Consider the following 25,703-nt stretch of genomic DNA (forward strand, 5'->3'; position numbering starts at 1 on the left):
CATGCAGGTCTCCAGCCCCATGGCCTTCACCCCCTCGACCATCGCCACGACCCTGTCCATGTCGCGGTCCTTCGGGCTGCGCCACGCCGCACCCATGCAGAAACGCTGCGAGCCCGCCGCCTTGGCCTCCGCCGCCGCCGCCAGCACGGCCTCCACGTCCATCAGCTTTTCGGCCTTCACATCGCTGTCCGCCGACGCGCTTTGCGAGCAATAGCCGCAATCCTCCGGGCAGCCGCCGGTCTTGATCGAGCACAGCGTGCACAACTGCACCTCGTCGGCCGCATGATGCGCGCGGTGGACCGTCGCCGCGCGGAACAGCAACTCGGTGAAGGGCAGGTCGAACAGATCCGCAATCTCCCCCCGGGTCCAGTCGGTGCGCAGGCCCGGTGCGGCCGGGGAAAGCGCGGTCATCGTCGTCATCACGTCTCGTCCTGTCATGCGTCCGCCTCGGGCGGCATATTATGTCCCAGCAGCCTCAGCACATCCGCGGCCGCCTTCACAAGATTGGTCCCAGGCCCGAAAATCGCCTGTACCCCGGCCCTGAATCCCGGCATCCTACAGCGCCCGATAATCCTGCGGCAGGATAACGCCACCCATGCCCCCCTTGCTATCGGGTCGGCAAGATCAGGCCGGGCGCGGTCAGATATCCAGCGCCCAGCCGTCGCGTCCCTTGGGATCGAAGGGGCCGTTCGGCACGAAGCGCTCGGCCGCCGCGCGCAGGCGCAGCACGCTCCAATCGCCGCGACGATCGACGGCCTCCAGCGTGCAGCCGCACGCCGCATAGGCGGCCACCACGTCGGCGCGCTGCGTCTCCAGCAACCCCGCCAGCACCAGCGTCGCCCCGCTCCCCGCGATCGCCGCCAGTTCGGGCGCCATCGAGATCAACGGTCCCGCCAGGATATTGGCGATGACCAGATCATAGGGCGCCCCCGCCATGATCGGATCGGCGAGCGCGCCGTCGGCGACGATCAGCTCGACGCCGTCGACACCATTGATGGCGGCATTATCGGCGGTCACATCGATCGCGATCGGATCGATATCGGTCGCCACCACCTTCGCATCCGGCCAGAGATGCCGCACGGCAAAGGCGAGCAGCCCGGTGCCGGTGCCGACATCGATCGCATTGGCGATGGTCTCGCCCGCCATCGCGTCGAGCATGGCGAGGCAGCCGCTGGTCGTCTCGTGATGCCCGGTTCCGAACGCGCGGCCCGCCGGAATGTGAAAGCCGCGCCGGCCTTCGGGCACCGCCTCGCCGCCCGTGTGGACGAAGAAGCGACCGACCGACAGCGGCGCCAGCCCTTCCTGGCTCATCGTGACCCAATCCTGCGCCGCCAGAAACTCGACCGTGGCGGGATGGTCGCCCGCGCTCGGGACCAGCGCGCGGATCGCCGCGATGGTCGCCGCGTCGGGCTCCACTTCGAAATAGGCGTCGAGCCGCCAATGCTCGCGATCATCCTCCACCTCCTCGGTGGTCATGATGACCGCCTCGATCGCCAGGTCATCGGCCGCGTCGATCGCCTCCGCTTCGTCGCGGGTACAGGGCAGGGTCAGCTTCCAGCTGTCAGCGGACATAGCTCGCTCCATTGATGTCGAGAACCGCGCCGGTCATCGAAGGCGGCGCGTCGAGGCACAGGAAACGCACCGTCGCGGCGATCTCCTCCGGGCTGGCGACGCGGCCGAGCGGAATATCGGCCAGCAGCGCGTCGCCGCCCCGGCTCGCCACATATTCGTCGGCGGGGCCGGTCATGGTAAAGCCGGGACAGACGGCGAATGCGAGAATTCCCTCCGCCGCATAGCCGCGCGCGATGGTCTTGGTCATCGCGACCATGCCGCCCTTCGACGCGGCGTAATGCCAGTGCGCCGGGCTGTCGCCGCGATGGGCAGCCCGGCTGGCGATGTTGACGATCCGGCCGCCGACGCCGCGCTCCCGCCAGTGCAGCACGGCGCGGCGGCAGAGCTCGGCCGAGGCGGTCAGGTTGGCCTGCATCGTGCGCGCGCCATTGTCCGACCAGTCCCCGGCCTCGATCGGGTTCGCCTCGAAGATACCGGCATTGTTGACCAGCATGTCGATCGCGCCGCCCGCCTGGTCGAGTGCCGCGTCCCAGAGCAGTGCAGGCCCGGACGCCGTGGACAGGTCCGCCGCCAGCGGCGTGTCGGGCCCCACCCTGGTGGCATGGCCCAGCACCCGGATGCCGGGCGCGGCGGTCAGACTGGCGCGGATCGCGGCCCCGATGCCGCGACTGCTGCCCGTTACGAGGATGGTCGTCATGCCCGCCGCCGTGCCGGTCGCGCGCCGTCGCGTCAACCGGCCGGTCGATCCGCGTCCGGCATGGCCCGATCGAAAGGGGCCGCCGGAGCGCCCGCTTCGTCGCGCCCGTTCCGGCCGGCCGCTAGACCGCGACCCGGACCACGAAATCGCCCGCGCTGGCCTTCAGTTCGCCCAGATGGGTGTCGAGATGGTCGAAGCCGCGCCCGACACGATCGATCTCCTGCGCCACGCTTTCGGTATCCAGCCGGATCGCGGCGATGGTGTGCGACATCGAATCGGCCGCCAGCGCGGTTTCGTCGACCGCGGCGGTGATCGCGGTCACGGTCTGCGCCTGCGCTTCCATCGCGGACCGGATGCGTTCGGCCGAGACCTGCACGTCATGCACCGTCGTCTTGATCGAGGCATTGGTTTCTACCGTCGAACGGGTCGCGGCCTGGATCGCGGCGATCTTGGTCGCGATATCGTCGGTGGCGCGCGCCGTCTGGCTGGCGAGGCTCTTCACCTCCTGCGCGACGACCGCGAAGCCCCGGCCCGCGTCGCCCGCGCGCGCAGCCTCGATGGTCGCGTTGAGCGCGAGCAGATTGGTCTGTCCGGCAATGTCGCGGATCAGGCCCAGAATCGATTCGATCGACTTGGCATGGTCCGACAGCATTTCGGACATGCCGACCGCCTGCCCCGCCTGGGCGGCGGCGCGGTTGGAGACGTCGGCGGCAAGATCGACCTCGGCCCGTGCATCCTCGATCGCGCGGATCAGCCCGGCGGCGGTCTGCGCCGCCTCGCGCATCGCGACGGCGGACTGTTCGGCGGCGGCGGCGACTTCGCTCGACTTGCCCAGCATCCCGCGCGTCGAGAGCGACGCCTCCTCCAGCTTGCGGCGCAGGTCATGCCCCTCGACGGTCGCATTCTCGACGACCAGCGCGATGCCGTTGCGGAAATCCCCGACCAGCCTGTCCCGGTTGCGCTCCACCGCGCTGGCGACATAGCCGTTATAAAGCGCGACCGTGACCTCTGTCTCCATGCCGAACAACCGCATCAGCGTATCGATCAGGATCGACCGGCGCGGATCGTCATGCGGCACCTCGTCCAGCACGATCCGGAGTGCGGTGCGATCGCTGGCGCAGGACATGGCGAGCAGGTCCATCAACGGCACCTCGGCGACATAGGCGGCGCTGACCGACCGGCCGAGCGACTCGACCCATTCCCCGCTTCCCAGATGGCAGAAACGGTTGCGCAGATAGGCGCGCCCCGCCGACAGCCGCCGGTCGCGATCCAGCGGAATCCAGTCCGTCTGGCCCGGACGGCCGATGCGCCAATGCTCCCAATAGGCCTCGACCACCTCGTCCACGCGCGACTCGATCACCGGCCACAATCCGGCGGCCGAGCGGGTCAGCGAGCCGTCGCCCCCGTCAAAGGCGCGAATCCGCCCTTCCAGATCGATGGCCGCGGCAATTTCATTGGACGATGACAGACTGGACTTCACGGTGCGGGCCCCTCGTTCAGGCGCATGACGGTCAGGCGCGTGAGAATTCACTGGCCGCAATTCTGCCGTTCAAAGCGTTAAGGTCGGGTTAGCCGTACCGGACGCCACGGGTCGGCGCGGGAGAATGGGCGCGGGGGAGCCATCCGCACTTCCTCGCCGTCACGACTTGCATCCTGGCGGCGTCTTCATCATAGGCATGTCCGCAAACCAGCCTGACCTTTAGACTGTTCGAGGATCCGCCCTTGGCCGCCCGCAACACCGCCCGTCCCCTATCCCCGCATCTCCAGATCTGGAAATGGGGGCCCAACATGCTGGTCTCGATCCTGCACCGTGCCACCGGCGCGGGCATGGCGACCGTGGGCACCGTCCTTCTGGTCTGGTTCCTGGCCGCGCTGGCCGGGGGGCCGGAAAGCTATGCGACCTTCCGCGACGTCTTCACCGTCCAGTCGGGCGGGCTGAACATCATCGGCTATGTCGTGGGCATCGGCCTGACCGCCTGCCTGTTCCAGCATATCGCGAACGGCATCCGCCACCTGTTCATGGATGTCGGCGCGGGCTTCGAGCTGAAGTCGAACCGGCTTCAGTCACAATTCACCATCGTCTTCGCCGTCGTGATGACGGTGGCGTTCTGGCTATATCTGGGGGTCAAGTGATGCGATCGGGAACCGCGATCGGCCGCGTGCGCGGCCTGGGCTCGGCCAAATCCGGCGCCCATCATTGGTTGAACCAGCGGCTGACCGCCGGGTCCAACTTCCTGTTGATGGTCTGGCTGCTGATCTCGATCCTGCGCCAGCCTTCCTATGACTATGCCGCGATGCGGCTGTGGCTGTCCAACCCCTGGGCCGCCATCCCGATGGTGCTGCTGGTCGCCTCGGTCTTCTACCATATGCGCCTCGGCCTGCAGGTCGTGATCGAGGATTATGAGCAGGACCAGAACCGGGTCGCGCTGATCGTCGTCATGAACCTGTTCGTCTTCACGACCGCTGCGGTCGCCATCTTCTCGATCCTCAAGATCGCCTTCGGAGCCGCCGCCTGATGTCCGCTGCAGCCTACAAGATCATCGACCACACCTATGACGCCGTCGTCGTGGGTGCGGGCGGCTCGGGCCTGCGCGCCACCATGGGCATCGCCGAGGCCGGCCTGAAGACCGCCTGCATCACCAAGGTGTTCCCGACGCGCAGCCACACCGTCGCGGCGCAGGGCGGCATCGCCGCGTCGCTGGGCAATATGGGCCCGGACCACTGGACCTGGCACATGTTCGACACCGTCAAGGGGTCGGACTGGCTGGGCGACCAGGACGCGATCGAATATCTGTGCCGCGAGGCGCCCGCCGCCGTGTACGAGCTGGAACATGCCGGCGTACCGTTCAGCCGCACGCAGGAAGGCAAGATCTATCAGCGCCCGTTCGGCGGCATGATGCAGAATATGGGCGAGGGTCCGCCTGCGCAGCGCACCTGCGCCGCCGCCGACCGCACCGGCCACGCCATGCTCCACGCGCTGTACCAGCAGTCGCTGAAATATGACGCGGACTTCTTCATCGAATATTTCGCGCTCGACCTCATCATGGACGAGCAAGGCCAGTGCCGCGGCGTCATCGCTCTGTGCATGGAAGACGGCTCGATCCACCGGTTCCGCGCGCACAATGTCGTGCTGGCGACCGGCGGCTATGGCCGCTGCTATTTCTCGGCCACCTCGGCGCATACCTGCACCGGCGATGGCGGCGGCATGGTGCTGCGCGCCGGCCTGCAACTCCAGGACATGGAGTTCGTGCAGTTCCACCCGACCGGCATCTACGGCGCGGGCGTCCTCATCACCGAGGGTGCGCGCGGCGAAGGCGGCTATCTGACCAATTCCGAGGGCGAGCGCTTCATGGAGCGCTATGCCCCCTCGGCCAAGGATCTGGCCAGCCGCGACGTCGTGTCGCGCTCGATGGCGATGGAAATCCGCGAAGGGCGCGGCGTCGGCAAGGAGGGGGATCATATCTACCTTCATCTCGACCATATCGACCCGAAGGTGCTGGCCGAGCGCCTGCCCGGCATCACCGAGACCGGCAAGATCTTCGCCGGTGTCGACCTGACCCGCCAGCCGCTCCCCGTGACGCCGACCGTCCACTATAATATGGGCGGCATCCCGACCAATTATCATGGTGAAGTCGTCCGACTCAAGGACGGCAACCCGGACTCGGTCGTCCCCGGCCTGTTCGCGGTCGGTGAAGCGGCCTGCGTGTCGGTGCATGGCGCCAACCGCCTGGGCTCGAACTCGCTGATCGATCTCGTGGTGTTCGGCCGCGCGACCGGCCTACGCATCAAGGACACGCTGAAGCCCGGCACCGGCCATGCCCCGCTGCCCAAGGGCTCGGAAGAGCTGGCGCTGGGTCGCCTGGATCATTTCCGCCATGCGGCGGGCGAGGCGCCCACCGCCGTGATCCGCAGCGAGATGCAAAAGACGATGCAGCGCCACTGCGCCGTCTTCCGCACCGACGAGCTGCTGACCGAAGGCAAGCAGATGATCCGTGGCACCTATGCCAAGCTGGCCGATGTCGGCATCAAGGATCGCTCGCTGGTCTGGAACACCGACCTTGTCGAGACGCTGGAGCTGGACAATCTGCTCGGCCAGGCGGTGGTGACGATGGAATCGGCGCTGAACCGCAAGGAAAGCCGCGGCGCGCATGTGAACGAGGACTTCCCCGATCGCGACGACGCCAACTGGATGAAGCACACGGTTGCGACGTTCGACGGCTGGGGCGGCAAGGGCGGCGAGATCGCGATCGATTATCGCCCGGTCCACGACTACACGCTGACCGACGATATCGAGTATATCAAGCCGAAGAAGCGGGTCTACTGAGGCCCGTTACCGACGGTTCGGACCAAGGGGGGCTGGCGAGCGATCGCCGGCCCCTTTTTTATCCTCCCCACCCCGGGGAGGTGGCAGGCCGAAGGGCTGACGGAGGGGGGCGCAGCCGCAAGGGACGCCCATTGCCGCACGCCCCCTCCACCATGCTGCGCATGGCCCCCTCCCCCTACCAGAGAAGATAGCAACCCCAATCATTTCGCTTGCGCAGCGGAACGCGAGCGGCGGGGATGGGTTCACTCGGCATGTCCGCATCCGCTACGCTGTCGCCCATGCTGGCCGACCTCACCCCCCCGCCGCCTCGCCTGTCCGAACGGGACAGCCTGTTCCTCGATTTCGACGGCACGCTGGTCGACCTCGCCGACAATCCCGAGGGCGTGCATGTCAGCCCCGCCCTTGCCGATCGACTGGATGCGCTGGCCGCGCACATGCCCGGCCGCCTCGCCATCGTCAGCGGCCGTTCGATCGCGCAGCTCGACGCCCTGTTCGGCCCACAGGCGCAGCATTTCACGCTGGCGGGCAGTCATGGCGCGGAACGCCGCAGCCCCGAGGACGGCCATGTCCAGCCCGACACGCCTGCGCATCTCAGCCTGGCGACCGACGAGATGCGCGCCATCGCCGAAGCGCATGACCTGTATTTCGAAAGCAAGAGCTTCGGCGCGGGCCTTCACTATCGCCGCAAGCCGGACGCCGAAGCGCTTGCGCTGCGCGAGGCGAGCGTGATCGCCCGGCGCCACGGCCTGACCCTGCAACCCGGCAAGATGATGGTCGAGGTACGCCTGTCGGGCGACAAGGGACAGGCGATCGCCGCCCTGATGCAAACCGCCGCGATGCGCGCGACCCTGCCGATCTTCTTCGGCGACGATGTCACCGACGAGGACGGCTTCGTCACGGCCGCCGCGCTGGGCGGGGCGGGCGTGCTGGTGGGGCCGATGCGCGAGACCGCCGCGCGCTACCGCCTGCCCGATGTCGCCGCCGTCCACCAATGGCTCGCCCAAGCGCTGGAGAATGCGTAACTCATGCAACAGGATATGAATCTCTGGCCGATCGGCAACTGCCAGGTGTCCGCGCTGGTCGACGCGAGCGGCCGCTTCGTCTGGGGGTGCGTGCCGCGGGTCGATGGCGACCCGGCCTTTTGCGCCCTGCTGGGCGATGGCGAGCCGGAAACCGGTTATTGGGCGATCGAACTGGAGGACCGCGTCTCCACCACCCAGGGTTATCTGCGCAACACGCCGATCCTCGTCACCACCCATATGGACGATCGCGGCAACGGCATCGAGATCACCGATTTCTGCCCCCGATTCTCCCGCGAGGGCCGCACCTATCGCCCGACCAGCTTCGTGCGGATCGTCCGGCCGATCCGCTCGCCGCGGATTCGCGTGTCGCTGCGCGTCGCGACCGACTGGGGCCATCCCACCGAGCGGACCCAGGGCTCCAACCATATCCGCTACCTGATGACGCAACAGACGTTGCGCCTGACCACCGATGCGCCGGTCGGGCACATCACCGCCGAGCAATGGTTCCGGCTGGAGCGGCCGATCCACATGTTCCTCGGCCCCGATGAAAGCTTTGCCGGCGTACTGAGCGAGGCGTGCCGCGCGATGCTGGAGCGGACCACCCATGAATGGCATCACTGGGTGCGCGGGCTGGCCACCCCGGTCGAATGGCAGGCGGTCGTCATCCGTGCCGCGATCACGCTCAAGCTCTGCCAGCATGAGGAAACCGGAGCGATCGTCGCCGCGCTGACCACCTCATTGCCCGAACACGCCGATTCGGGGCGCAACTGGGACTATCGCTACTGCTGGATCCGCGACGCCTATTACACCGTCCAGGCGCTCAACCGGCTGGGCGCGCTCGATGTGCTGGAGGGCTATATCGAATATCTCCGCAACATCGTCGATGCGGCGAAGGGTGGCCATATCCAGCCGCTCTATGGCGTCGGCGGCGAACCGACCCTGGTCGAACGCATCGAGGAGAATCTGCCCGGCTATCGCGGCATGGGTCCGGTACGCGTCGGCAACCAGGCCTATGAGCAGATCCAGCACGACGCCTATGGCCAGATCGTGCTGTCGGACGTGCAGGCCTTTTTCGACACCCGCCTGTTCCGTATGTCGGGGACCGAGGATTTCCACTCGCTCGAACGGGTCGGCGAACGCGCCTGGGCCAAGTATGACCAGCCCGATGCGGGGCTGTGGGAGCTGCGCACCAAGAGCCATGTGCATACCTATTCGGCCGCGATGTGCTGGGCGGCGTGCGACCGGCTGGCGAACGCTGCCCAGGCGCTGGGCCTGGAGGAACGCCGCGCCTTCTGGCAGGAGCGCGCCGACCTGATGCGCGAGGCGATCGAGCAATCGGCGTGGCGCGAGGAAACGCAGCGCATGTCGGCGACCTTTGGCGGCGACGATCTGGACGCCAGCATCATCCAGCTGCTCGAACTGCGCTTCCTGTCGCCCGACGATCCCCGTTTCCGCTCGACGCTGGACGCGGTGGAGAAGGGATTGCGGCGGGGCAGCCACATGTTGCGCTATGCGACCGAGGATGATTTCGGCCTGCCGCATACCGCTTTCAACGTCTGCACCTTCTGGTTGATCGAGGCGTTGTATTTCACCGGGCGTCACGCGGACGCCCGCGCGCTGTTCGAGGAAATGGTGGCGCGCTGCACCCCCGCCGGGCTGCTGTCCGAAGATATCGACCCGAATACGGGCGAACTGTGGGGGAATTATCCGCAAACCTATTCGCTGGTCGGCCTCATCAACTGCGCCGTCCTGCTCAGTAAGCCATGGAGTGCCGTGCGATGAGTCGCCTGATCGTCATCTCGAACCGGGTCCAGCCGCCCACCACCGGGCCGGGCGGAAATCAGGGCGGGCTGGCGGTCGCACTTCTGGCGGCGCTGCGCGAACAGGGCGGCATCTGGTTCGGCTGGTCGGGGGAAGCCACCGACCAGTTCAACGGCCATATCAACTTCCAGCAGGGCGGCGGCGTCACCACCGCGACCATCGACCTGGAAGAGCAGGATATCGACGAATATTATAACGGCTATGCCAACCGGACGCTGTGGCCGCTCTTCCACTATCGCATCGACCTGACCGAGTTCGAGCGGGACTTCGATTCCGGCTATGCCCGCGTCAACGAACGCTTTGCGGAGACGGTGCAGCCGCTGATCGAACCGGACGATCTGGTGTGGGTCCACGACTATCACCTGATCCCGCTGGGCCGCGAGTTGCGCCAGCGCGGGTTCAGGAACCGGATCGGTTTCTTCCTCCACATCCCCTGGCCGCCCGTGCGGCTGCTGATGTCGCTGCCCAGCCATCGCAAGCTGGTCGAATCGCTCTTCGCCTATGACGTGGTCGGCTTCCATACCGAGGACTGGCTCGACAGCTTCCGCGACTATGTGACCAAGGAGCTGGGCGGGACGCTGGGCGACAATGACGAGGTGACGTGGAACAGCCGTACCATCCGCGCCATCCGCGCCCCGATCGGCATCGAGACCAAGGAGTTCGAGGACGCCGCCAGCGGCCATGACGCCCGCTTCGCGCGCGAACGCATGTACATGTCGGCGACGGGCCGCAGCCTGATCGTCGGGGTCGACCGGCTGGATTATTCCAAGGGGCTGGCCGAGCGCTTCCTGGGCTATGAACGCTTCCTGGCGTCCAATCCCGAACGGCGCGGCCTTGTCTACATGCTCCAGATCGCCCCGCCCAGCCGTGAGAAGGTGAGCACCTATCAGGAGATCCGCGCCAATCTCGACGCGCTGTCGGGGCGGATCAACGGCGAATATGCCGATATCGACTGGGTGCCGATCCGCTATGTCAACAAGGGGTTTCCGCGTTCGGTGCTGGCGGGCATCTATCGCGCGGCGCGGATCGGGCTGGTCACGCCCTTGCGCGACGGGATGAACCTGGTCGCCAAGGAATATGTCGCGGCACAGGACCCGGACGATCCCGGCGTACTGATCCTGTCGCGCTTCGCGGGGGCGGCCGAGCAGTTGAAGGACGCGGTCCTCATCAACCCCTATAGCGCCGAGGAAATGTCCGACGCGATCGTCCAGGCGCTGGCCATGCCGCGCGACGAGCGAATCCGGCGCTGGGAAAGCCTGATCGCCAATGTCCGGCGCGAGGATGTCTTCTGGTGGTGCGCGGTGTTCCTCGCCGCGCTGCGCGGCGACGGTGCCAACCACGAAGCCGAAGCGATGGCTACGGCGACGTCCTGACCCCTCGTTTCCGAGCTGGCGATGCACTGAGCCGGGCAGCGCATAAGGACCAGCGACGAAAGCGCCCCCGACGTGAAGCCGGAGGCGCTCCCGGGCATCAGGCCGCCGGGCGAGCGGCCGGAGCCCCGTCCGTGGCGGGCGGCGGCGGCACCGGGGCACCCTGCGGCGCCACGCCGTTCACCGGAGGCGGTGGCGGAACGGCACCCGGGACACAGCCTCCGGGCGGCGGGGGTGGCGGCGGAGCCGCGCCCTGCGGGCCACCGGGCAACGGGCCACCCGGCGGCGGGGGCGGAGGCGCATCGCCGCGCGGACCACCGGGCGGGGGCGGAGGCGGCGGGCCGTCACCGCGCGGACCGGCACCCGGCGGCGGCGGGGGCGGGCCCATCGGCACGACCGATCCATTGGGACCGACCAGATATTGGGCCTGCATGACGCCATCGTCATAGCGTCCCTGGACCAGCACGTTGCTGCCGACGGACGGCATGGCGTCGCGGGCGCCCGCCACCATCGCGCGGCCGGTGCCGTCCTGCACCACGAAACGGTCGCCGAACACCTCGGTCACGCGGCCCTTGGCGCTGACGATGCCGCTGGTCGAGGCCAGCCGGGCGATCGGGGTGGGGGTCGTGGGGGCCATGGTCACGGTCGGCCGGGTCATCGACACCGCCGCGGCGCCACCACCGGCGCCCAGTGCGACCAGCACCGCCGCCGCCAGCGCGAGCGGGGCCTTGCCCTGAAAGCGCGGGTTCTGGACATTCCATCGAGACATTGAACGGACTCCTTGGTTGATGAGCCGGTTCTAGGCGATTCGCCCCGATGCCCGCTGAACCACGCGGTTCAGATTGGGTTTAAGCACGGAGGCGATAGCCCGGCAGGATCGGCAAAGGGGAAAAGAACAGGTCATGCGCATCTTGCTGGTCGAGGATGATCCCGCGCTGGGCCCCGCCATCGCGCGCGCGCTGCGCGCCGAACATTGCGCGGTCGACCTGTTCGACAATGGCCTGGACGCCGGCCATGCCGGGGACACCGAGATCTATGACGCCGCCGTCCTCGACCTCGGCCTGCCCGATGGCGACGGCATGAGCCTGTTACGGCAATGGCGCGAGGCCGGGCGCGCGCTGCCCGTGCTGATCCTGACCGCGCGCGACGGCTGGTCGGACAAGGTGGCCGGGTTCAAGGCGGGCGCGGACGATTATCTGACCAAGCCGTTCCGCGTCGAGGAACTGGTCATGCGGCTGCGCGCGCTGGTGCGCCGCTCGGCGGGCCATGCGCAACCGCGCCTGACCTGCGGGCCGCTCGCCTTCGACAGCCAGACGGGGCAGTTCGAGCTGGACGGCCTGCCGCTCAAGCTCACCGCCTTCGAATGGCGTGTCCTGTCGGCGCTGATGCTGCGCAAGGACGCGGTGATCCCCCGGCTGGAACTGCTGGAGCGGGTGTATGAAGGCGATGCCGATGTCGATTCCAACAGCCTGGAAGTGATCGTCGGGCGGCTGCGCAAGAAGATCGGGGCGGATCTGATCGAGACGGTGCGCGGGCTCGGCTATCGCCTGACCTCGGGGGACGCGGCATGAGGATGCCGCGTTCGATCCATGGCCGGATGATCCTGATCTCGACGATCATGATCGCGGCCGTCCTGCTGCTGGCGGGCTGGGGGCTGGCCCGCACGCTGGAGGGGATCGTCACGCGCGGGCTGGACCAAAAGCTGGATTCGGAGATCGCGGTGCTGGCCGCCGCCGTCGATCCGCAGGGACGCGTCGATCGCGACCGGATCGCGCGGCGGCGCGGGCTACTGGAACCCGAACCCGGCTGGCGCTGGCGGATTCAGGGGCCGGACGGCACCATCGGATCTGGCGATTTCCCGCCGCTCGCCCCTCCAACGCCGCCCGCGCCGCCCGGCGGACCACAGCCCCCCGCCCCGCCACCGCCCGCCCCCGGCCCGGAAGCGCCGCACCCCGCCGAGGGGCGCACCGAACAGGGGGTACGCGTCCATGCGCGACAGGCTATGATCGCCACCCCGCGCGGGCCGGTGACGATCACCGCCGCCGCGCCGCGCGCCGTCATCGCCCGACCGATCCGGGCCGCGATCGCCCCGCTGCTCGCCATGCTGGCCGGACTGGGCATCCTGCTGGCGGGAGCAAGCCTGATTCAGTTGCGGCTCGGCCTGGGGCCGCTGCGCCGCTTGCGCGCGGAGGTCGCCGCGATCCGCGCGGGCGAGCGAGACCGGGTCGATGAGGACCAGCCCGCCGAACTCCGCCCGCTGGCGATCGAGCTCAACGCGCTCGCCGCCGACAGCGAGGCGACGCTGGCGACCGCGCGCGCCGCCGCCGCCAATCTGGCGCATGCGCTCAAGACGCCGGTGGCGACGCTGGCACTCGACCTGGCCGATGATCCGCCGCGCGCGGCGCAGGTCGCCCGGATCGATGCGACGATTCGCCACCATCTCGCGCGCGCCCGTGTACAGACGGCGGCGACCCGCGCCGCGACGCCGCTGGCCCCGGCACTGGACGATCTGGCGCACGCGATTGGACGGCTTCATGCCGAACGCGGGCTGACCCTATCGGTCGATTGCCCCGCCGATCTGGCGGTGGCGATGGATGCCCAGGACCTGGACGAAGTCGCGGGCAACCTGATCGACAATGCCGCGCGGCATGCCCGCGCACGAGTGCGGGTACAGGCGGTGGCGGACGGGCGGCACTGTCGCCTGACCATCACCGATGACGGCCCCGGCATCCCCGAACCCGACCGGATTCGCGCGACCCAGCCGGGCACGCGGCTCGACGAGCGCGGGGACGGGCATGGCTTCGGCCTCGCCATCGCGCGCGAACTGGCCGAACTCCATGGCGGGCGGCTGATGCTCGAGGAGGCGACGGGTGGTGGCCTGGCTGCTACGGTATTGCTGCCGCGCGCGATAGCGGTACGATGACCGAGGCCGACGCCCCACAGGAGAGACGCGACCCGATGATGCCCCGCCCCGCCCGGCTCCGCCCTCTGGTCCTGTGGCCCTTGCTGGCGCTGTTGCTTCAGGCGCAGGGCCCGGTGCGCGACCTGCCGCCCTCGCCCGCCAATATCTACGGCCCGCTCTTCGAGGCGGTGCAGGAGGCGCAGGTGTTCCCCGACGGCAAAACCTTCGCGGATGCGGTGCCGCGCGAAGACCCGGCGGCGATCCTCGCCGCCTATGCCCGCGAGAAGCCGCGCGACAAGGTGGCGCTCGCGGCCTTTGTCCGCCGCTACTTCTCGGTGCGCGGCGAAAGCGCCGGCCGCCCGCCGCTGCGCGCGCATATCCGCGACCTCTGGCCGGTACTGGGCCGCGCGCCCTTTGCCGCGACGCCGGGCTCCTCGGCGCTCGGGCTGGATCATGGCTATGTCGTGCCCGGCGATCGGTTCCAGGAAATCTATTACTGGGACAGCTATTTCACCATGCTGGGCCTGAAGGCGGACGGACAGGGCCCGCTGATCGAGGCGATGCTCGCCAATTTCGTCGCCCTGGTCGAACGCTACGGCCATATCCCCAACGGCACGCGCAGCTATTATCTCAGCCGGTCGCAGCCGCCCTTTCTCGCCCTGATGATGGACCTGTCGGAGGATCGCGATCCGGCGCTGGCCCGGCGGCGGCTGGCCGCGCTGGTCCGCGAGCATGATTTCTGGATGACGGGCGCATCCTGCCTCGATGGCGGTGGAGCGTGCGCGCATGTGGTGCGGATGCCCGATGGCAGCCTGCTCAACCGCTATTGGGACGCGCGCGAAACCCCACGCGACGAAAGCTGGCGCGAGGATCGCGAGACCGCCGCCAAAGCCGCGCCGCGCGCCCCCACCCTGGTCCAGCGCGACCTGCGCGCGGCGGCGGAATCGGGCTGGGATTTCAGCTCGCGCTGGCTTGCCGATCCGATGCGACTGGAAACGATTCGCACCACCGCCATCGTGCCGGTCGACCTCAACAGCCTGTTGTGGATCGGCGAGACGCGAATCGCCCGACGCGCCGAGGCCCTCGGGGACCAGGCGACCGCTCGCCGCTTCGCCGCGATGGCGAACCGACGAAAGGCGGCGATCGACCGCTATCTCTGGGTGCCGGGCGAACGGCGCTTCGCCGATTGGGACCGGGTGGCGCAGACGCCGACGGCGGCGCGGACCGCGGCCTCGCTCTTCCCGCTCTTCGCCGGCCATGCGAGCGCGGACCAGGCGCGCGCGGTCGCCGCCACGACCCGTGCCATGTTGATCGGCGAAGGTGGCCTGCGCACGACCAATATCCGGTCGGGCCAGCAATGGGACGCGCCCAATGGCTGGGCCCCGCTGCAATGGATCGCGGTCGAGGGGCTGGGGCGCTATGGCGAGCAGGCGCTGGCCAAGGAGATCGCCCGCCGCTGGATCGCCACCGTCGCGCGCACCTATCGCGAGACGGGCAAGCTGCTGGAAAAATATGATGTGGAGGACCGGCGGCCCGGCGGCGGCGGGGAATATCCGACGCAGGACGGGTTCGGCTGGACCAACGGCGTGACGGCGGCGATGCTCGACCGCTGGCCCGACCTGACGCCGCGTGTCGATGCGGCACCTTAGCTTTTCGCGCGAACAAAATTCGCCCTCCCGCGCCCGCATCGTGTAGCGGACGCGGCATGACCGATACCCCGCACACCATCCTCGGCATCGATTTCGGCACCACCAACTCGGTCATCGCCCGGGCCGAGCGGGGCGAATCGCATCTCGTGCCCTTGCAGGGACCGGGTGGCGCCGATCCCGTCTTCCGCTCTGCCCTATGCTTCTGGGAAGAGGATCGGATCGAGGTGGAAGCAGGACCATGGGCCATCGCCGAATATCTCGATTTCCCGAGCGGCAGCCGGTTCCTGCAATCCTTCAAGTCGGTCGCGGCGTCGCCGGTGTTCGAACATGCGACCGTGTTCGACAAACGCTATCGGTTCGAGGAACTGGGCCGCGCGTTTCTCGACCGGATGGCGGCCCGCAGCGGGGGCGTGCTGAACGGCAAGGCCGCGCGGATCATCGTCGGCCGCCCGGTCGAATATGCCGGGCACCGGCCCGACGAAGCGCTGGCGCGCCAGCGCTATGACGCGATGTTCGCGCGGCTCGGGGCCGAGATCCATTATGTCTACGAACCGCTGGGCGCGGCGTTCAGCTATGCCTCGCGCATCGCCGAGCCCGCCACGGTTCTGGTCGCCGATTTCGGCGGCGGCACCAGCGACTTTTCGGTGGTCCGCATCGCGGAGGCGGGCGCGGCGCGGCGGTGCGAGCCGCTGGGCCATGCGGGTGTCGGCATCGCGGGCGACCGGTTCGACCAAAGGCTGATCGATCACCTCGTCCTGCCTCTGCTGGGCGCGGGGGGGCAGTATCGGTCGTTCGACAAGATATTGGAGATTCCGCGCGGCTATTTCGCCGATTTCGCCGACTGGTCGCGGCTGGCGCTGATGCGCAACCGCAAGACTCTGGCCGAACTGGAAAAGCTGCGCCGCGCCGCGCTCGATCCCGATGCGATCGGCCGGATGATCGCGATCATCGAGGAAGAACAGGGCTATCGCCTCTATGACGCGGTCGGACGGGTCAAGCGCGACCTGTCGGCGACGGAGGAGGCGCGCTTCCGCTTCGAGGGCGGCGGTCTGTCGATCGAGGCGGCGGTGACGCGCGCCGATTTCGAACGCTGGATCGCCCCCGATCTGGTGCGGATCGAACAGGCGGTCGACCGCGCGCTGGCGGCCGCGGGATGCGGGGCGGCGGCGATCGACCGCGTGTTCCTGACCGGCGGCACCTCGCTGATGCCCGCGATCCGGCGGATGTTCGAGACGCGGTTCGCCGCAGAGAAGATCGCGACCGGCGGCGAACTCACCTCGATCGCCCATGGCCTGGCGTTGATCGGTGAGCAGCCCGACATTACCGCCTGGGCGGTGTGAGAGGGCGGGGCGAGCGAACAGCCCGCCCCTTCGCCCGGTTTAGATCCGGGTGATGTCCGATTGCTCCCCTCCCCCCGAAGGGGAGGGGCTGATCGCATCTTGCCTTAGAAGCCCTTCTTCAACGTCACGAACCACTGGCGCGGCGCGCCCGTGAGCAGCGTCTGGTTGTCGCCGCTGGCGGTGAAGCCGTTGGTGCCGATGGTCGAGATATATTGCTTGTCGGTCAGGTTGGTGACGCTGCCCTCGATCGAGAAGCCGCCCCATGCCGCCGGGAAGCGATAGCCGATGCTGGCATCGACCAGCACGCGGCCCGCGACCGACTGGTCGTTCAGATAGGTGAAGTAGCGCTTCGACATATAGTCCGCGCCGACCCGGCCAAAGACATGGCTGTCGTCATAGACCAACTCGCCCTTGACCATGTTCTGCGGCGTATCGACCACATAGCGGCCCTTCTCGGAGAGCAGATTGCCCTGCCCGTCGCGCACCGTCTGCTGATAGGTCGCATGGTTGTAGGAATAGCTGGCCAGCGCCGAGAAGGCCGAGGTCAGGCGATAAAAGGCGGAAAGCTCCGCGCCATAGCTTTCCACGCCACCGACATTGTTCAGCGTCGGCGGAATACCCTGGATCGCGGTGCCGATCGAATAGGTCAGCAGCCGGTCGGAGAAGTCGATATAATAGCCGACCGCCGACAGTTGCAGGCCGCCGGTACGGATGCGCACGCCACCCTCGGCCGTCTTGGACTTTTCAGGCCGCACGGTGCCCGAAACGCTGTCGAACGCCGTCTGGGCGATGGCGAAGGGCGGTGCGGTCGCGGCGGCGATGAAGGCGCGCATATTCTCGGTATAGCTGGCGAAGACCTCCGCCTGATTGCCCAGGTGCAGCACCGCGCCGATCTGCGGCAGGAACCAGTCCTCGCTCTTGATCGTGCCCCGCGCCAGCGCGCCGACCAGCGTATTGGCCTGGTTGCGGACGCGGACGCCCTTCCAGCCGCCGTTGATCGTCAGCTGGCCGATATCGAGCGTGTCGCCGATCGAATATTGCAGCGTCTCGGTATCGTACTTGCCGTTCCACGCGGTCGACATCGGATTGCTCTGGAAATCCGTCGCGCGGCGGTTCGGCGTAGCCGTGTCGGTCATGCCGTACAGGCGACGCGCCTGGTGCAGCGTGTTGCTTTCGTACCAGCCGGTCAGCTCGACCTTGTTGGTGCCGGTGGTCCATGCCAGCTTGGCGATCGTGCCGGCGCGGTCCAGGCGATATTCGGTCGTGCGGAACGACACCGGCGCGGGATTGGTGATCGGCGTGCCATCGGCGTTGGGCGCGCCCATCGTGGTCGGGTTGTAGGGCGTGATCCACGACCCCTGACCCTTGTTGTGATGATAATAGCTGGTCGAGGTCAGGGACAGATTGTCGGTCAGCCGGGCGTCGAAGATGATGCCGCCCAGATAGTCGCGCCGCAAACCCGCCGCGTCATAATAAGCATCGTCGAGCTTAACGCCATTGGGCAGGCCAATCCCCACATTCGCATAGGGCGCGTTGAAGCCGGTCAGCGATCCGTTATTGGCCGCCGCATAGGCCGCCGCGGCGGCACCATTGGTCGCCTGCTTGGCATATTGGACCGCCAGCGGATAATTGTTCGAGATATTATCGTTATAATAGCCCCGACGCCTGATGATATCGAGGCTCAGGTCCTGATAATCGTGCTCGCGCCGATCGGAGAAGTTGAAGAAGCCGGTGATCGAACCGCGATTCCCGAATTCCTTCACCAGCTTGGCATTGGCCTGATGCTGACGCTGACTGCCATAGCCTTTCCACTTGTCGGTGGTCAGATAGGCATAGCTGATATAGCCCTTCAGCCCGTCGCCCAGATCGCCGCTGTCGGCACGGACAAAGGCGCGGACGGTGTCGTTGCTGCCATAGGTGCCCGAGGCGGCGATCCCGGCGGTTTCGGACGGCGCACGGCTGGTGAACTGGATGGTGCCGCCCAGATTGCTGGTCGACGCGGTGCCGAGTGCGCCCGCGCCCTGTGCGACGCTGGTGCTCCCGATATTCTCGGAGATGATCGCGCGGCTGATATGCAGGCCATTGGTCGGGCCATAGCTCATATCGCCGAGTGGCACGCCGTCGAGCGTGAAGCCCAGGCGGTTCTGGTCAAAGCCGCGCAGGCTGATCTTGGTCGCCCATTCATAGGCCCCGAACGGGTCGGCCGCCTGGAAATTGACGCCCGGCAGCTTCGAGATCGCCTTGAGCGGCGAGGTGCCCGGCGTCAGGCGATCGAGATCGGCCGCCGTCACGGTCTGCACCTGGCGGCTCTGGCCGAAGCCCAGCACGACCACGTCCCCCGACGCGCCCGCCTGATCGCCATCGGCGGTCTTCGGGTCGGCCACCGCGTTGCTGACCGCCGCCTGGGCCGGCAGGGTCTGTGCGCTTGCGACCGGCGCGATCAACGCGGCGGTCGCCACACCGGCGAGAAGCTTCAACATCGTCATTTATCCCTAAAGAGGAGGCCCCCGTGTGGGATGACGCTTGCGGGGCGTGCATGACGGCTCGAAGACGAAGGCGTGACTGGCGCATGACGCCGGCGGACCGTTACTTTCTTGCAACGATGGGGCGGCGGCGGGCCGGTCCGCATTCCGGCACCGGCACGAAAAAAGGGGCCGGACAGTTGCCCTGCCCGGCCCCGTTCGAACGTTACTCGGGTCCGATCAGCGCGCGATACCACCCGCCGCCAGCACCGCCAGCGTGACCAGATCGCCCGCAGTCGAGGTCATCGGCGCGATCTGCACCGGCTTCTCCATGCCGATCAGCATCGGGCCGATCATGCTGTCGCCGCCCAGTTCGCGCAGCAGCTTGGCCGAGATATTGGCCGACTGGAGACCCGGCATGATGAGGACATTGGCCGGCCCCGACAGGCGCGAGAACGGGAAATTCGCCATCTGCTTCGGGTTCAGCGCGACGTCGGGCGCCATATCGCCTTCATATTCGAAGCCGACCTGCTGCTTGTCGAGCGCGGCCACGCCGTCGCGGACATTGTCGATCCACTGCCCCTCGGGATTGCCGAAGGTCGAGTAGGACAGGAACGCCACGCGCGGTTCATGCCCCATGCGGCGCGCGACCGCGGCGGTGCGCTCGGCGATGTCGGCCAGTTCCTCGCCCGTGGGACGCTCGTTGACCGTGGTGTCGGCGATGAACACCGTGTGGCTTTGCCCGACGAGCAGATGGATGCCGAACGGCACCTTGCCGTCGACCGGATCGATCACCCGGCGGATCTCGCGGAAGCTCTGCGCATAGGTGCGGGTGATGCCGGTGATCATCGCATCGGCCATGCCCATTTGCAGCATCACCGAGCCGAAGATGTTGCGATCCTGGTTGATCAGCCGCTCGGCGTCCCGCTTCAGATACCCACGCCGCTGGAGCCGCTGGTACAGGAAATCGACCATCTGCGGCACCATTTCCGAGGTGCGGCTGTTATGGACTTCATATTCCCGGGGGTTGGTGACGCCCAGCGCGGCGAGATTGTCATAGACGTCGTCGCGCCCGACCAGCACCGGCGTGCCATAGCCGCCTTCCTTGAACGCGATGGCGGCGCGCAGCACCACCTCTTCCTCGCCCTCGGCGAACAGCACGCGCTTCGGATGCGCGCGCGCGCCTTCATAGGCCAGCGTCAGGACCGAGGTGGTCGGGTTGAGCCGCGCGCGCAGCTTCTGGCGATAGGCGTCCATGTCCAGGATCGGCCGCGTCGCCACGCCCGAATCCATCGCCGCCTTGGCCACCGCCGAAGGCACCAGCTCCATCAGGCGCGGGTCGAACGGCGCGGGAATGATATATTCGGGGCCGAAGCTGTGCTGCGTGCCATAGGCCAGCGCCACCTCTTCCGGCACGCGCTGGCGCGCCAGCTCGGCGATCGCGTTGGCGGCGGCGATCTTCATCTCGTCATTGATGCCCGTCGCGCGCACGTCGAGTGCACCGCGGAAGATGAAGGGGAAGCCGATGACGTTGTTGACCTGGTTCGGATAGTCCGAACGCCCGGTCGCGACGATCGCATCGGGCCGCGCGGCCTTGGCCAGTTCGGGACGGATTTCCGGTTCGGGGTTGGCCATCGCGAAGATGATCGGCGACGGCGCCATGTCCTTGACCATCTCGGGCTTGAGCGCGCCCGCCGCCGACAGGCCCAGGAACACGTCCGCGCCCGACAGCGCCTCGGTCAGGGTACGGCGGTCGGTGACGGCGGCGTGCGCCGACTGCCACTGGTTGATGTCCTCGCGGCCCTGGTAGATCACGCCGGTCCGGTCGCACATGATGACGTTTTCGTGCCGGACGCCCATCGCCTTCATCAGCTCGGTACAGGCGATCGCCGCCGCGCCCGCGCCGTTGACCACGACCTTGATCTCGTCGAGTTGCCGCTCGGTCAGCAGGCAGGCGTTGATGAGCCCCGCGGCGCAGATGATCGCGGTGCCGTGCTGGTCGTCATGAAAGACCGGGATGTTCATCCGCTCGCGCAGCGTCTGCTCGATGATGAAGCATTCGGGGGCCTTGATATCCTCAAGGTTGATGCCGCCGAAGCTCGGCTCCATCAGTTCGACCGCGTCGATGATCCGGTCGACATCCTCGGTCTTCAGCTCGATATCGATCGAGTCGACATCGGCGAAGCGCTTGAACAGGACCGCCTTGCCTTCCATCACCGGCTTTGCGGCCAGTGCGCCCAGATTGCCCATCCCCAGGATGGCGGTGCCGTTGGAGATGACCGCGACCAGATTGCCCTTGGCGGTATAGTCATAGGCGGCGGCGGGATCGTCAGCGATCGCCTGCACCGGCACCGCGACGCCGGGCGAATAGGCCAGCGCCAGGTCGCGCTGCGTCGCCATCGGCTTGGACGCGATGATCTCGATCTTGCCGGGGCGTCCCTCGGAGTGGAACAGCAGGGCCTCGCGTTCGGAGAACTGGTCGGTGGGTTCGTCGGACATGCGCGCGGCCTTCGATGCTGTGGATACAGGGACGCTACGGCTCTTGAAGCTTTCGGGCACGGCTGACAACCCTGTCGCGCGTCACTTTTGCCGTCTGGTCCATCCGGATTATCGGGCCAGATTATCGGGCGACCGAGCCAGGCCCTTTGCCTTCACCATCATGCCGCACCGCACCATCGAAAAAGCGATCCGCGCCGTGCCTCGGGCCCCGAGTCTCGCCAGCCGATCGACGCCCCGCTATAGCGCACCATCCATTCCCGCACCGGGTGCCGACGAATTCGGCATGCCCTGTCCCGCTCTTGCCGTTTTGAATCTGGAACAGACGCCTCGATGACCACCCCCACCCCGATGATGGCGCAGTATCTGGCGTTGAAGGCCGAGGCGGAGGACTGCCTGCTTTTCTATCGCATGGGCGATTTCTTCGAGCTGTTCTTCGACGATGCGCGCATCGCCTCGGCCGTGCTGGACATCGCGCTGACCGCGCGCGGGGAGCATGGCGGCGAGAAGATTCCGATGTGCGGCGTGCCGGTCCATGCCGCGACCGCCTATCTGCAACGCCTCATCAAGGCGGGGCACCGCGTCGCCATCGCCGAGCAGACCGAAACGCCCGCCGAGGCCAAGGCGCGCGGCGGGTCCAAGGCGCTGGTCGCGCGCGGGATCGTTCGCGTCGTCACCGCCGGCACGCTGACCGAGGAGGCGCTGCTCGACGCCAGGACCGACAATTGGTGCGTCGCGATCGGCGAGGCGGGCGGCGCGGTGGCGCTGGCCGCCGCCGACATCTCGACCGGGCGGTTCGTGGTGATCGACGTGAAGGCGGAGGCGCTGGGCGCCGAACTCGCGCGGCTGGCCGCTGCCGAAGTAGTCGCGGCCGAGAATGGTGCCCATGCCGACGCCGCGACCAGCCTGCGGCCGACCGCGACCTTCGACAGCGGCGCGGCCGAGGATCGGTTGAAGCGACTCTACGGCGTGGCGACGCTGGACGGCTTCGGCCAGTTCAGCCGCGCCGGGCTGTCGGCGGCGGGCGGGCTGGTCGCCTATCTCGACCATACCGCCAAGGGCGCGCTGCCCTTTCTCCGTCCGCCGGTCCTGTGCCAGGCGGCGGGGGCGATGGCGATCGACGCGGCCACGCGCGAGAGCCTGGAGTTGACCCAGACGGCGGGCGGTCAGCGCAAGGGCTCGCTGCTCGATGCGGTGGACCGGACCGTCACCGGCGCGGGCGCGCGCGCGCTGGGCGGGGATATCGGCGCGCCGCTGATGAACCGGGCGACGATCGAGGCACGGCTCGACCTGGTGCAGCATTTCCATGACGATGCCGCTCTCCGCGAACGGTTGCGCGCGGCGCTGCGCGCGCTGCCCGATATCGGCCGGGCGATCGGGCGGATCGCGGCAGGGCGCGGCAGCCCACGCGATCTGGGGCAGTTGCGCGACGGGCTCGACGGGGCGTGGGCGCTGTCGGAGCAACTGACCGACGGGCCGCCCCTGCTCCGCGAGACGACGCCCCGGTTGCGCGGACATGGCGCGCTGATCGACCTGCTCCGCCGCGCGCTGGTCCCCTCCCCCCCGATCGACGCGGGCGAGGGCGGCTATATCGCGGCGGGCTATGACGCCGCGCTCGACGATCTGCGCGACGCGGGCGCGGGCGGGCGGCGCGCGATCGCCGCGCTGGAGGCCGAGTTCCGCCAGAAGACCAACATCGCCGCGCTGAAAATCCGCCACAACGGCGTGCTCGGCTATCATGTCGAGGTGCCCGCCCGCTCGGCCGACGCGCTGATGAAGCCGGAATCGGGCTTCACCCATCGCCAGACGCTGGCGGGCGTCGTCCGCTTCAATACCCCCGAACTGCATGAGGTCGCCAGCAAGGTCGCGCAGGCGGGTGCCCATGCGCTGGCAGCCGAAGCCGCGCATCTGGAGGATCTGACCGCCGCCGCGCTCGCCGCGCGCGAAGCCATCGCGGCGACGGCGGACGCGCTCGCCCGGCTGGACGTGGCGAGCGGGCTGGCCGAACGCGCGGTCGAGGGGGGCTGGGTCCGCCCCGAACTGGTCGATCATCCCTGTTTCGAGATCACGGGCGGCCGTCATCCGGTGGTGGAGGCGGCGGTGGCGCGCGCGGGCGAGCGGTTCGTCGCCAATGACTGCCAATTGTCGGAAGGCTCGCGGCTCTGGCTCGTCACCGGCCCGAACATGGGCGGCAAATCAACCTTTCTCCGCCAGAACGCGCTGATCGCGGTGCTGGCGCAGGCCGGCTCCTACGTCCCCGCGACCCATGCGCGGATCGGGCTGGTCGACCGGCTGTTCAGCCGCGTCGGCGCGTCGGACAACCTCGCGCGCGGCCGCTCGACCTTCATGGTCGAGATGGTCGAAACCGCCGCGATCCTGGCCCAGGCGACGCCGCGCAGCTTCGTGATTCTGGATGAAGTGGGGCGCGGCACCTCGACCTATGACGGCCTCGCCATCGCCTGGGCGGTGGTGGAGGCGATCCATGAGGATAATCGCTGCCGCTGCCTGTTCGCGACGCATTATCACGAGCTGACCCGGCTGGCCGAGCGGTGCGAGGCGCTGTCGCTCCACCATGTCCGCGCGCGCGAGTGGAAGGGCGAACTGGTCCTGCTGCATGAAGTGTCGGAGGGGCCGGCGGATCGCTCCTATGGGCTAGCGGTGGCGCGGCTGGCGGGGATGCCGCCCGCGACGGTGGCGCGGGCCAAGACAGTGCTGGCGAAGCTGGAGGCGGGCCGCGCCAAGACCGGCGGGCTGGCGGCGGGGCTGGACGACCTGCCCCTCTTCGCCGCCGCCGCCGCGCAGATCGAGGAAGAGCAGGGCGATGCGATCCGGGCGGAGGTGGAGAAGCTCGACGTCGACGCACTCTCGCCAAGAGAGGCGTTGGATGCACTGTACCGGCTGAAGGCGCTGGCACGGGAAGGGTAAGGCCCCCAGCCCCTCACCTTCCACCCCGGCGAAGGCCGGGGCCCCGTTGCAGGGAATGATCGAAGGCGGGATGCGATTGCTTCCCCTTCGCCGTCGTGGCGCACCACCAGCCGCGAGGATTCTGGGCCCCGGCCTTCGCCGGGGTCGGGCTGTGTCGAGAATGGGGAAACTTCCCCAAACGCCGTTCCGCCTGAGCGATGTCGAAGGCAAGGCCCGAAGCCTTACCGAATCATCTCACGAAAAAAGAAAGTGGGGAGCTTCTGTTGCCCGGTGCTCCCCGTACCGCTGGAATCCCCTTCTGTTGCCCGGTGGGGTCCAACCGCGCTATTTTGGTGTAACGTCAGGCCGTGAGGCCCTCAATTACGCCGCAATCGCGAGTGCTTCGTTATCGTTGGCACTTGTGAGTATGGGCCGTTGCGGTGGTCCCATTCCGAACGAAAACAGCGCTTTTCAACACACGTCGATCCTGGTTCGGCCCCGTCAGAAACGGTGTCCAGATACACCACCTTTTATGGTGGAGCCGCCGGGTACTGCCCCCGGGTCCGCTGCGTCTATTACTCGCCGCAATTTATCGTCATAGCCGGGCGAACCCGGCACGATGCGATATAGGAAGCCCTGCGCCATTACGCAAATGCCTTTCGCTCGCCCCATTTTGCGTCCATGGAGGCCCCATGTTGACCCAGCGGTCCCGTTATGCGCTGCGCGCGATGCTGTTCCTCACGGAGATGCCGGCAGAGGGCCCTCCGACCTCGATGACGCGGATCGCGGCCGAGGCCAATGTGCCGCGCAAGTTCCTGGAACTGATCCTCGCCGACCTGAAGGGCGCGAACCTGCTCGACAGCCAGCGTGGCAAGATGGGCGGATACCGCCTCGCACGGCCCGCGCACCTGATCTCGCTGGGCGACATCATCCGCACGATCGAAGGGCCGCTTGCGCTGGTCCCCTGCGTCAGCCGGACCGCCTATCGCCCCTGCAACGACTGCAAGAGCGAGGCCGACTGCGCGATCCGCCATGCGATGATGCGGGTGCGCGACGAAACCGCCCGCATCCTGGACGGCACCAGCCTGGCCGACGCCACCGCCCGGAAACTGGCGGCGGCGTAGACCTTTCCGCCCGGTTCGGA

At 67.9% G+C, this 25,703-nt stretch carries 18 protein-coding genes, 1 other RNA gene and 2 pseudogenes; 12 read left to right on the forward strand and 9 right to left on the reverse strand.

Annotation, left to right across the window (positions count from 1 at the left end; translation table 11 throughout):
- From RN629_RS08180 to RN629_RS08200, 5 genes and pseudogenes are all read right to left on the reverse strand, one after another.
- Window positions 1–420 (reverse strand): annotated as a pseudogene (locus RN629_RS08180) (biotin synthase BioB); the annotation flags it as partial.
- A gap of 14 nt (window positions 421–434) precedes the next feature.
- A pseudogene (locus RN629_RS08185) lies at window positions 435–618 on the reverse strand (hypothetical protein); the annotation flags it as partial.
- A gap of 21 nt (window positions 619–639) precedes the next feature.
- Window positions 640–1,572, reverse strand: a complete 933-nt coding sequence (locus RN629_RS08190; protein WP_407034776.1) for a 50S ribosomal protein L11 methyltransferase — start codon at window positions 1,570–1,572, stop codon at window positions 640–642.
- Entirely contained in the window at window positions 1,562–2,269 is a 708-nt protein-coding gene (locus tag RN629_RS08195; RefSeq protein ID WP_407034777.1) for an SDR family NAD(P)-dependent oxidoreductase, read from the reverse strand. Before RN629_RS08195 ends, RN629_RS08190 begins: the two co-directional genes overlap by 11 nt.
- A 121-nt stretch (window positions 2,270–2,390) precedes the next feature.
- Window positions 2,391–3,749, reverse strand: a complete 1,359-nt coding sequence (locus RN629_RS08200) for a methyl-accepting chemotaxis protein (RefSeq protein ID WP_407034778.1) — start codon at window positions 3,747–3,749, stop codon at window positions 2,391–2,393.
- A 308-nt stretch (window positions 3,750–4,057) separates the two neighbouring features.
- Here RN629_RS08200 and sdhC point away from each other — a divergent pair, with 308 nt between their 5' ends.
- From sdhC to RN629_RS08230, 6 genes are all read left to right on the forward strand, one after another.
- Window positions 4,058–4,402 carry a succinate dehydrogenase, cytochrome b556 subunit gene (gene sdhC / locus RN629_RS08205; RefSeq protein ID WP_407034856.1) on the forward strand — a complete coding sequence of 115 codons (345 nt, stop codon included), beginning with the start codon at window positions 4,058–4,060 and terminating at the stop codon, window positions 4,400–4,402.
- A complete protein-coding gene (sdhD, locus tag RN629_RS08210) occupies window positions 4,402–4,785 on the forward strand; it encodes a succinate dehydrogenase, hydrophobic membrane anchor protein (RefSeq protein ID WP_407034779.1) in 384 nt (127 codons plus the stop codon). Before sdhC ends, sdhD begins: the two co-directional genes overlap by 1 nt.
- The gene (sdhA, locus tag RN629_RS08215; RefSeq protein WP_407034780.1) at window positions 4,785–6,593 is read left to right on the forward strand and encodes a succinate dehydrogenase flavoprotein subunit; all 1,809 of its coding nucleotides are present in this window, start codon (window positions 4,785–4,787) and stop codon (window positions 6,591–6,593) included. Before sdhD ends, sdhA begins: the two co-directional genes overlap by 1 nt.
- A gap of 251 nt (window positions 6,594–6,844) precedes the next feature.
- Window positions 6,845–7,615, forward strand: coding sequence for a trehalose-phosphatase (gene otsB / locus RN629_RS08220; protein WP_407034781.1), 771 nt, complete (start codon window positions 6,845–6,847; stop codon window positions 7,613–7,615).
- Window positions 7,616–7,618: 3 nt separating this feature from the next.
- The gene (locus tag RN629_RS08225; protein ID WP_407034782.1) at window positions 7,619–9,397 is read left to right on the forward strand and encodes a glycoside hydrolase family 15 protein; all 1,779 of its coding nucleotides are present in this window, start codon (window positions 7,619–7,621) and stop codon (window positions 9,395–9,397) included.
- Entirely contained in the window at window positions 9,394–10,809 is a 1,416-nt protein-coding gene (locus RN629_RS08230; RefSeq protein WP_407034783.1) for an alpha,alpha-trehalose-phosphate synthase (UDP-forming), read from the forward strand. Before RN629_RS08225 ends, RN629_RS08230 begins: the two co-directional genes overlap by 4 nt.
- A 97-nt stretch (window positions 10,810–10,906) precedes the next feature.
- Here the strand turns inward: RN629_RS08230 and RN629_RS08235 are convergent, their stop codons facing one another.
- Window positions 10,907–11,575: a hypothetical protein gene (locus tag RN629_RS08235; protein ID WP_407034784.1), complete on the reverse strand. Its 669-nt coding sequence runs from the start codon at window positions 11,573–11,575 to the stop codon at window positions 10,907–10,909.
- 133 nt (window positions 11,576–11,708) lie between these two features.
- Between RN629_RS08235 and RN629_RS08240 the strand changes: the two genes are divergently transcribed.
- The 4 genes from RN629_RS08240 to RN629_RS08255 are packed head-to-tail and all read left to right on the forward strand — an operon-like array spanning window position 11,709 to window position 16,697.
- Window positions 11,709–12,377, forward strand: coding sequence for a response regulator transcription factor (locus RN629_RS08240; RefSeq protein ID WP_407034785.1), 669 nt, complete (start codon window positions 11,709–11,711; stop codon window positions 12,375–12,377).
- The gene (locus RN629_RS08245; protein WP_407034786.1) at window positions 12,374–13,729 is read left to right on the forward strand and encodes an ATP-binding protein; all 1,356 of its coding nucleotides are present in this window, start codon (window positions 12,374–12,376) and stop codon (window positions 13,727–13,729) included. The genes RN629_RS08240 and RN629_RS08245 overlap by 4 nt, the downstream gene beginning before the upstream one ends.
- A gap of 35 nt (window positions 13,730–13,764) precedes the next feature.
- Window positions 13,765–15,357, forward strand: coding sequence for an alpha,alpha-trehalase TreF (treF, locus tag RN629_RS08250; protein ID WP_407034787.1), 1,593 nt, complete (start codon window positions 13,765–13,767; stop codon window positions 15,355–15,357).
- A 56-nt stretch (window positions 15,358–15,413) separates the two neighbouring features.
- Window positions 15,414–16,697: an Hsp70 family protein gene (locus tag RN629_RS08255; RefSeq protein ID WP_407034788.1), complete on the forward strand. Its 1,284-nt coding sequence runs from the start codon at window positions 15,414–15,416 to the stop codon at window positions 16,695–16,697.
- Window positions 16,698–16,801: 104 nt separating this feature from the next.
- On the opposite strand, the gene RN629_RS08260 is transcribed toward RN629_RS08255, so the two are convergent.
- Both RN629_RS08260 and RN629_RS08265 read right to left on the reverse strand, forming a co-directional pair.
- Window positions 16,802–19,177, reverse strand: coding sequence for a TonB-dependent receptor (locus RN629_RS08260; protein ID WP_407034789.1), 2,376 nt, complete (start codon window positions 19,175–19,177; stop codon window positions 16,802–16,804).
- A 222-nt stretch (window positions 19,178–19,399) separates the two neighbouring features.
- Entirely contained in the window at window positions 19,400–21,658 is a 2,259-nt protein-coding gene (locus tag RN629_RS08265) for an NADP-dependent malic enzyme (RefSeq protein WP_407034790.1), read from the reverse strand.
- 348 nt (window positions 21,659–22,006) lie between these two features.
- Here RN629_RS08265 and mutS point away from each other — a divergent pair, with 348 nt between their 5' ends.
- Window positions 22,007–24,580, forward strand: a complete 2,574-nt coding sequence (gene mutS / locus RN629_RS08270; RefSeq protein WP_407034857.1) for a DNA mismatch repair protein MutS — start codon at window positions 22,007–22,009, stop codon at window positions 24,578–24,580.
- Window positions 24,581–24,867: 287 nt separating this feature from the next.
- Here mutS and ssrA read toward each other — a convergent pair.
- Window positions 24,868–25,215: a transfer-messenger RNA gene (gene ssrA, locus RN629_RS08275) on the reverse strand.
- Between the two features lie 36 nt (window positions 25,216–25,251).
- On the opposite strand from ssrA, the gene RN629_RS08280 reads away from it, so the two are divergent.
- A complete protein-coding gene (locus tag RN629_RS08280; protein ID WP_407034791.1) occupies window positions 25,252–25,683 on the forward strand; it encodes an RrF2 family transcriptional regulator in 432 nt (143 codons plus the stop codon).
- The last annotated feature ends 20 nt before the right edge of the window (window positions 25,684–25,703 follow it).

Origin of the sequence: Facivitalis istanbulensis (assembly GCF_040560405.1) — a bacterium.
Classification (GTDB): domain Bacteria; phylum Pseudomonadota; class Alphaproteobacteria; order Sphingomonadales; family Sphingomonadaceae; genus Sphingomonas; species Sphingomonas istanbulensis.

Excerpts from the sequence above, each read along its gene's own strand:
- RN629_RS08190 (WP_407034776.1), bottom strand. The coding sequence starts at position 1,572 with ATGTCCGCTGACAGCTGGAAGCTGACCCTGCCCTGTACCCGCGACGAA.
- RN629_RS08195 (WP_407034777.1), bottom strand. The coding sequence starts at position 2,269 with ATGACGACCATCCTCGTAACGGGCAGCAGTCGCGGCATCGGGGCCGCG.
- sdhC (WP_407034856.1), top strand. The coding sequence starts at position 4,058 with ATGCTGGTCTCGATCCTGCACCGTGCCACCGGCGCGGGCATGGCGACC.
- sdhD (WP_407034779.1), top strand. The coding sequence starts at position 4,402 with ATGCGATCGGGAACCGCGATCGGCCGCGTGCGCGGCCTGGGCTCGGCC.
- sdhA (WP_407034780.1), top strand. The coding sequence starts at position 4,785 with ATGTCCGCTGCAGCCTACAAGATCATCGACCACACCTATGACGCCGTC.
- otsB (WP_407034781.1), top strand. The coding sequence starts at position 6,845 with ATGTCCGCATCCGCTACGCTGTCGCCCATGCTGGCCGACCTCACCCCC.
- RN629_RS08225 (WP_407034782.1), top strand. The coding sequence starts at position 7,619 with ATGCAACAGGATATGAATCTCTGGCCGATCGGCAACTGCCAGGTGTCC.
- RN629_RS08230 (WP_407034783.1), top strand. The coding sequence starts at position 9,394 with ATGAGTCGCCTGATCGTCATCTCGAACCGGGTCCAGCCGCCCACCACC.
- RN629_RS08235 (WP_407034784.1), bottom strand. The coding sequence starts at position 11,575 with ATGTCTCGATGGAATGTCCAGAACCCGCGCTTTCAGGGCAAGGCCCCG.
- RN629_RS08240 (WP_407034785.1), top strand. The coding sequence starts at position 11,709 with ATGCGCATCTTGCTGGTCGAGGATGATCCCGCGCTGGGCCCCGCCATC.
- RN629_RS08245 (WP_407034786.1), top strand. The coding sequence starts at position 12,374 with ATGAGGATGCCGCGTTCGATCCATGGCCGGATGATCCTGATCTCGACG.
- treF (WP_407034787.1), top strand. The coding sequence starts at position 13,765 with ATGATGCCCCGCCCCGCCCGGCTCCGCCCTCTGGTCCTGTGGCCCTTG.
- RN629_RS08255 (WP_407034788.1), top strand. The coding sequence starts at position 15,414 with ATGACCGATACCCCGCACACCATCCTCGGCATCGATTTCGGCACCACC.
- RN629_RS08260 (WP_407034789.1), bottom strand. The coding sequence starts at position 19,177 with ATGTTGAAGCTTCTCGCCGGTGTGGCGACCGCCGCGTTGATCGCGCCG.
- RN629_RS08265 (WP_407034790.1), bottom strand. The coding sequence starts at position 21,658 with ATGTCCGACGAACCCACCGACCAGTTCTCCGAACGCGAGGCCCTGCTG.
- mutS (WP_407034857.1), top strand. The coding sequence starts at position 22,007 with ATGATGGCGCAGTATCTGGCGTTGAAGGCCGAGGCGGAGGACTGCCTG.
- RN629_RS08280 (WP_407034791.1), top strand. The coding sequence starts at position 25,252 with ATGTTGACCCAGCGGTCCCGTTATGCGCTGCGCGCGATGCTGTTCCTC.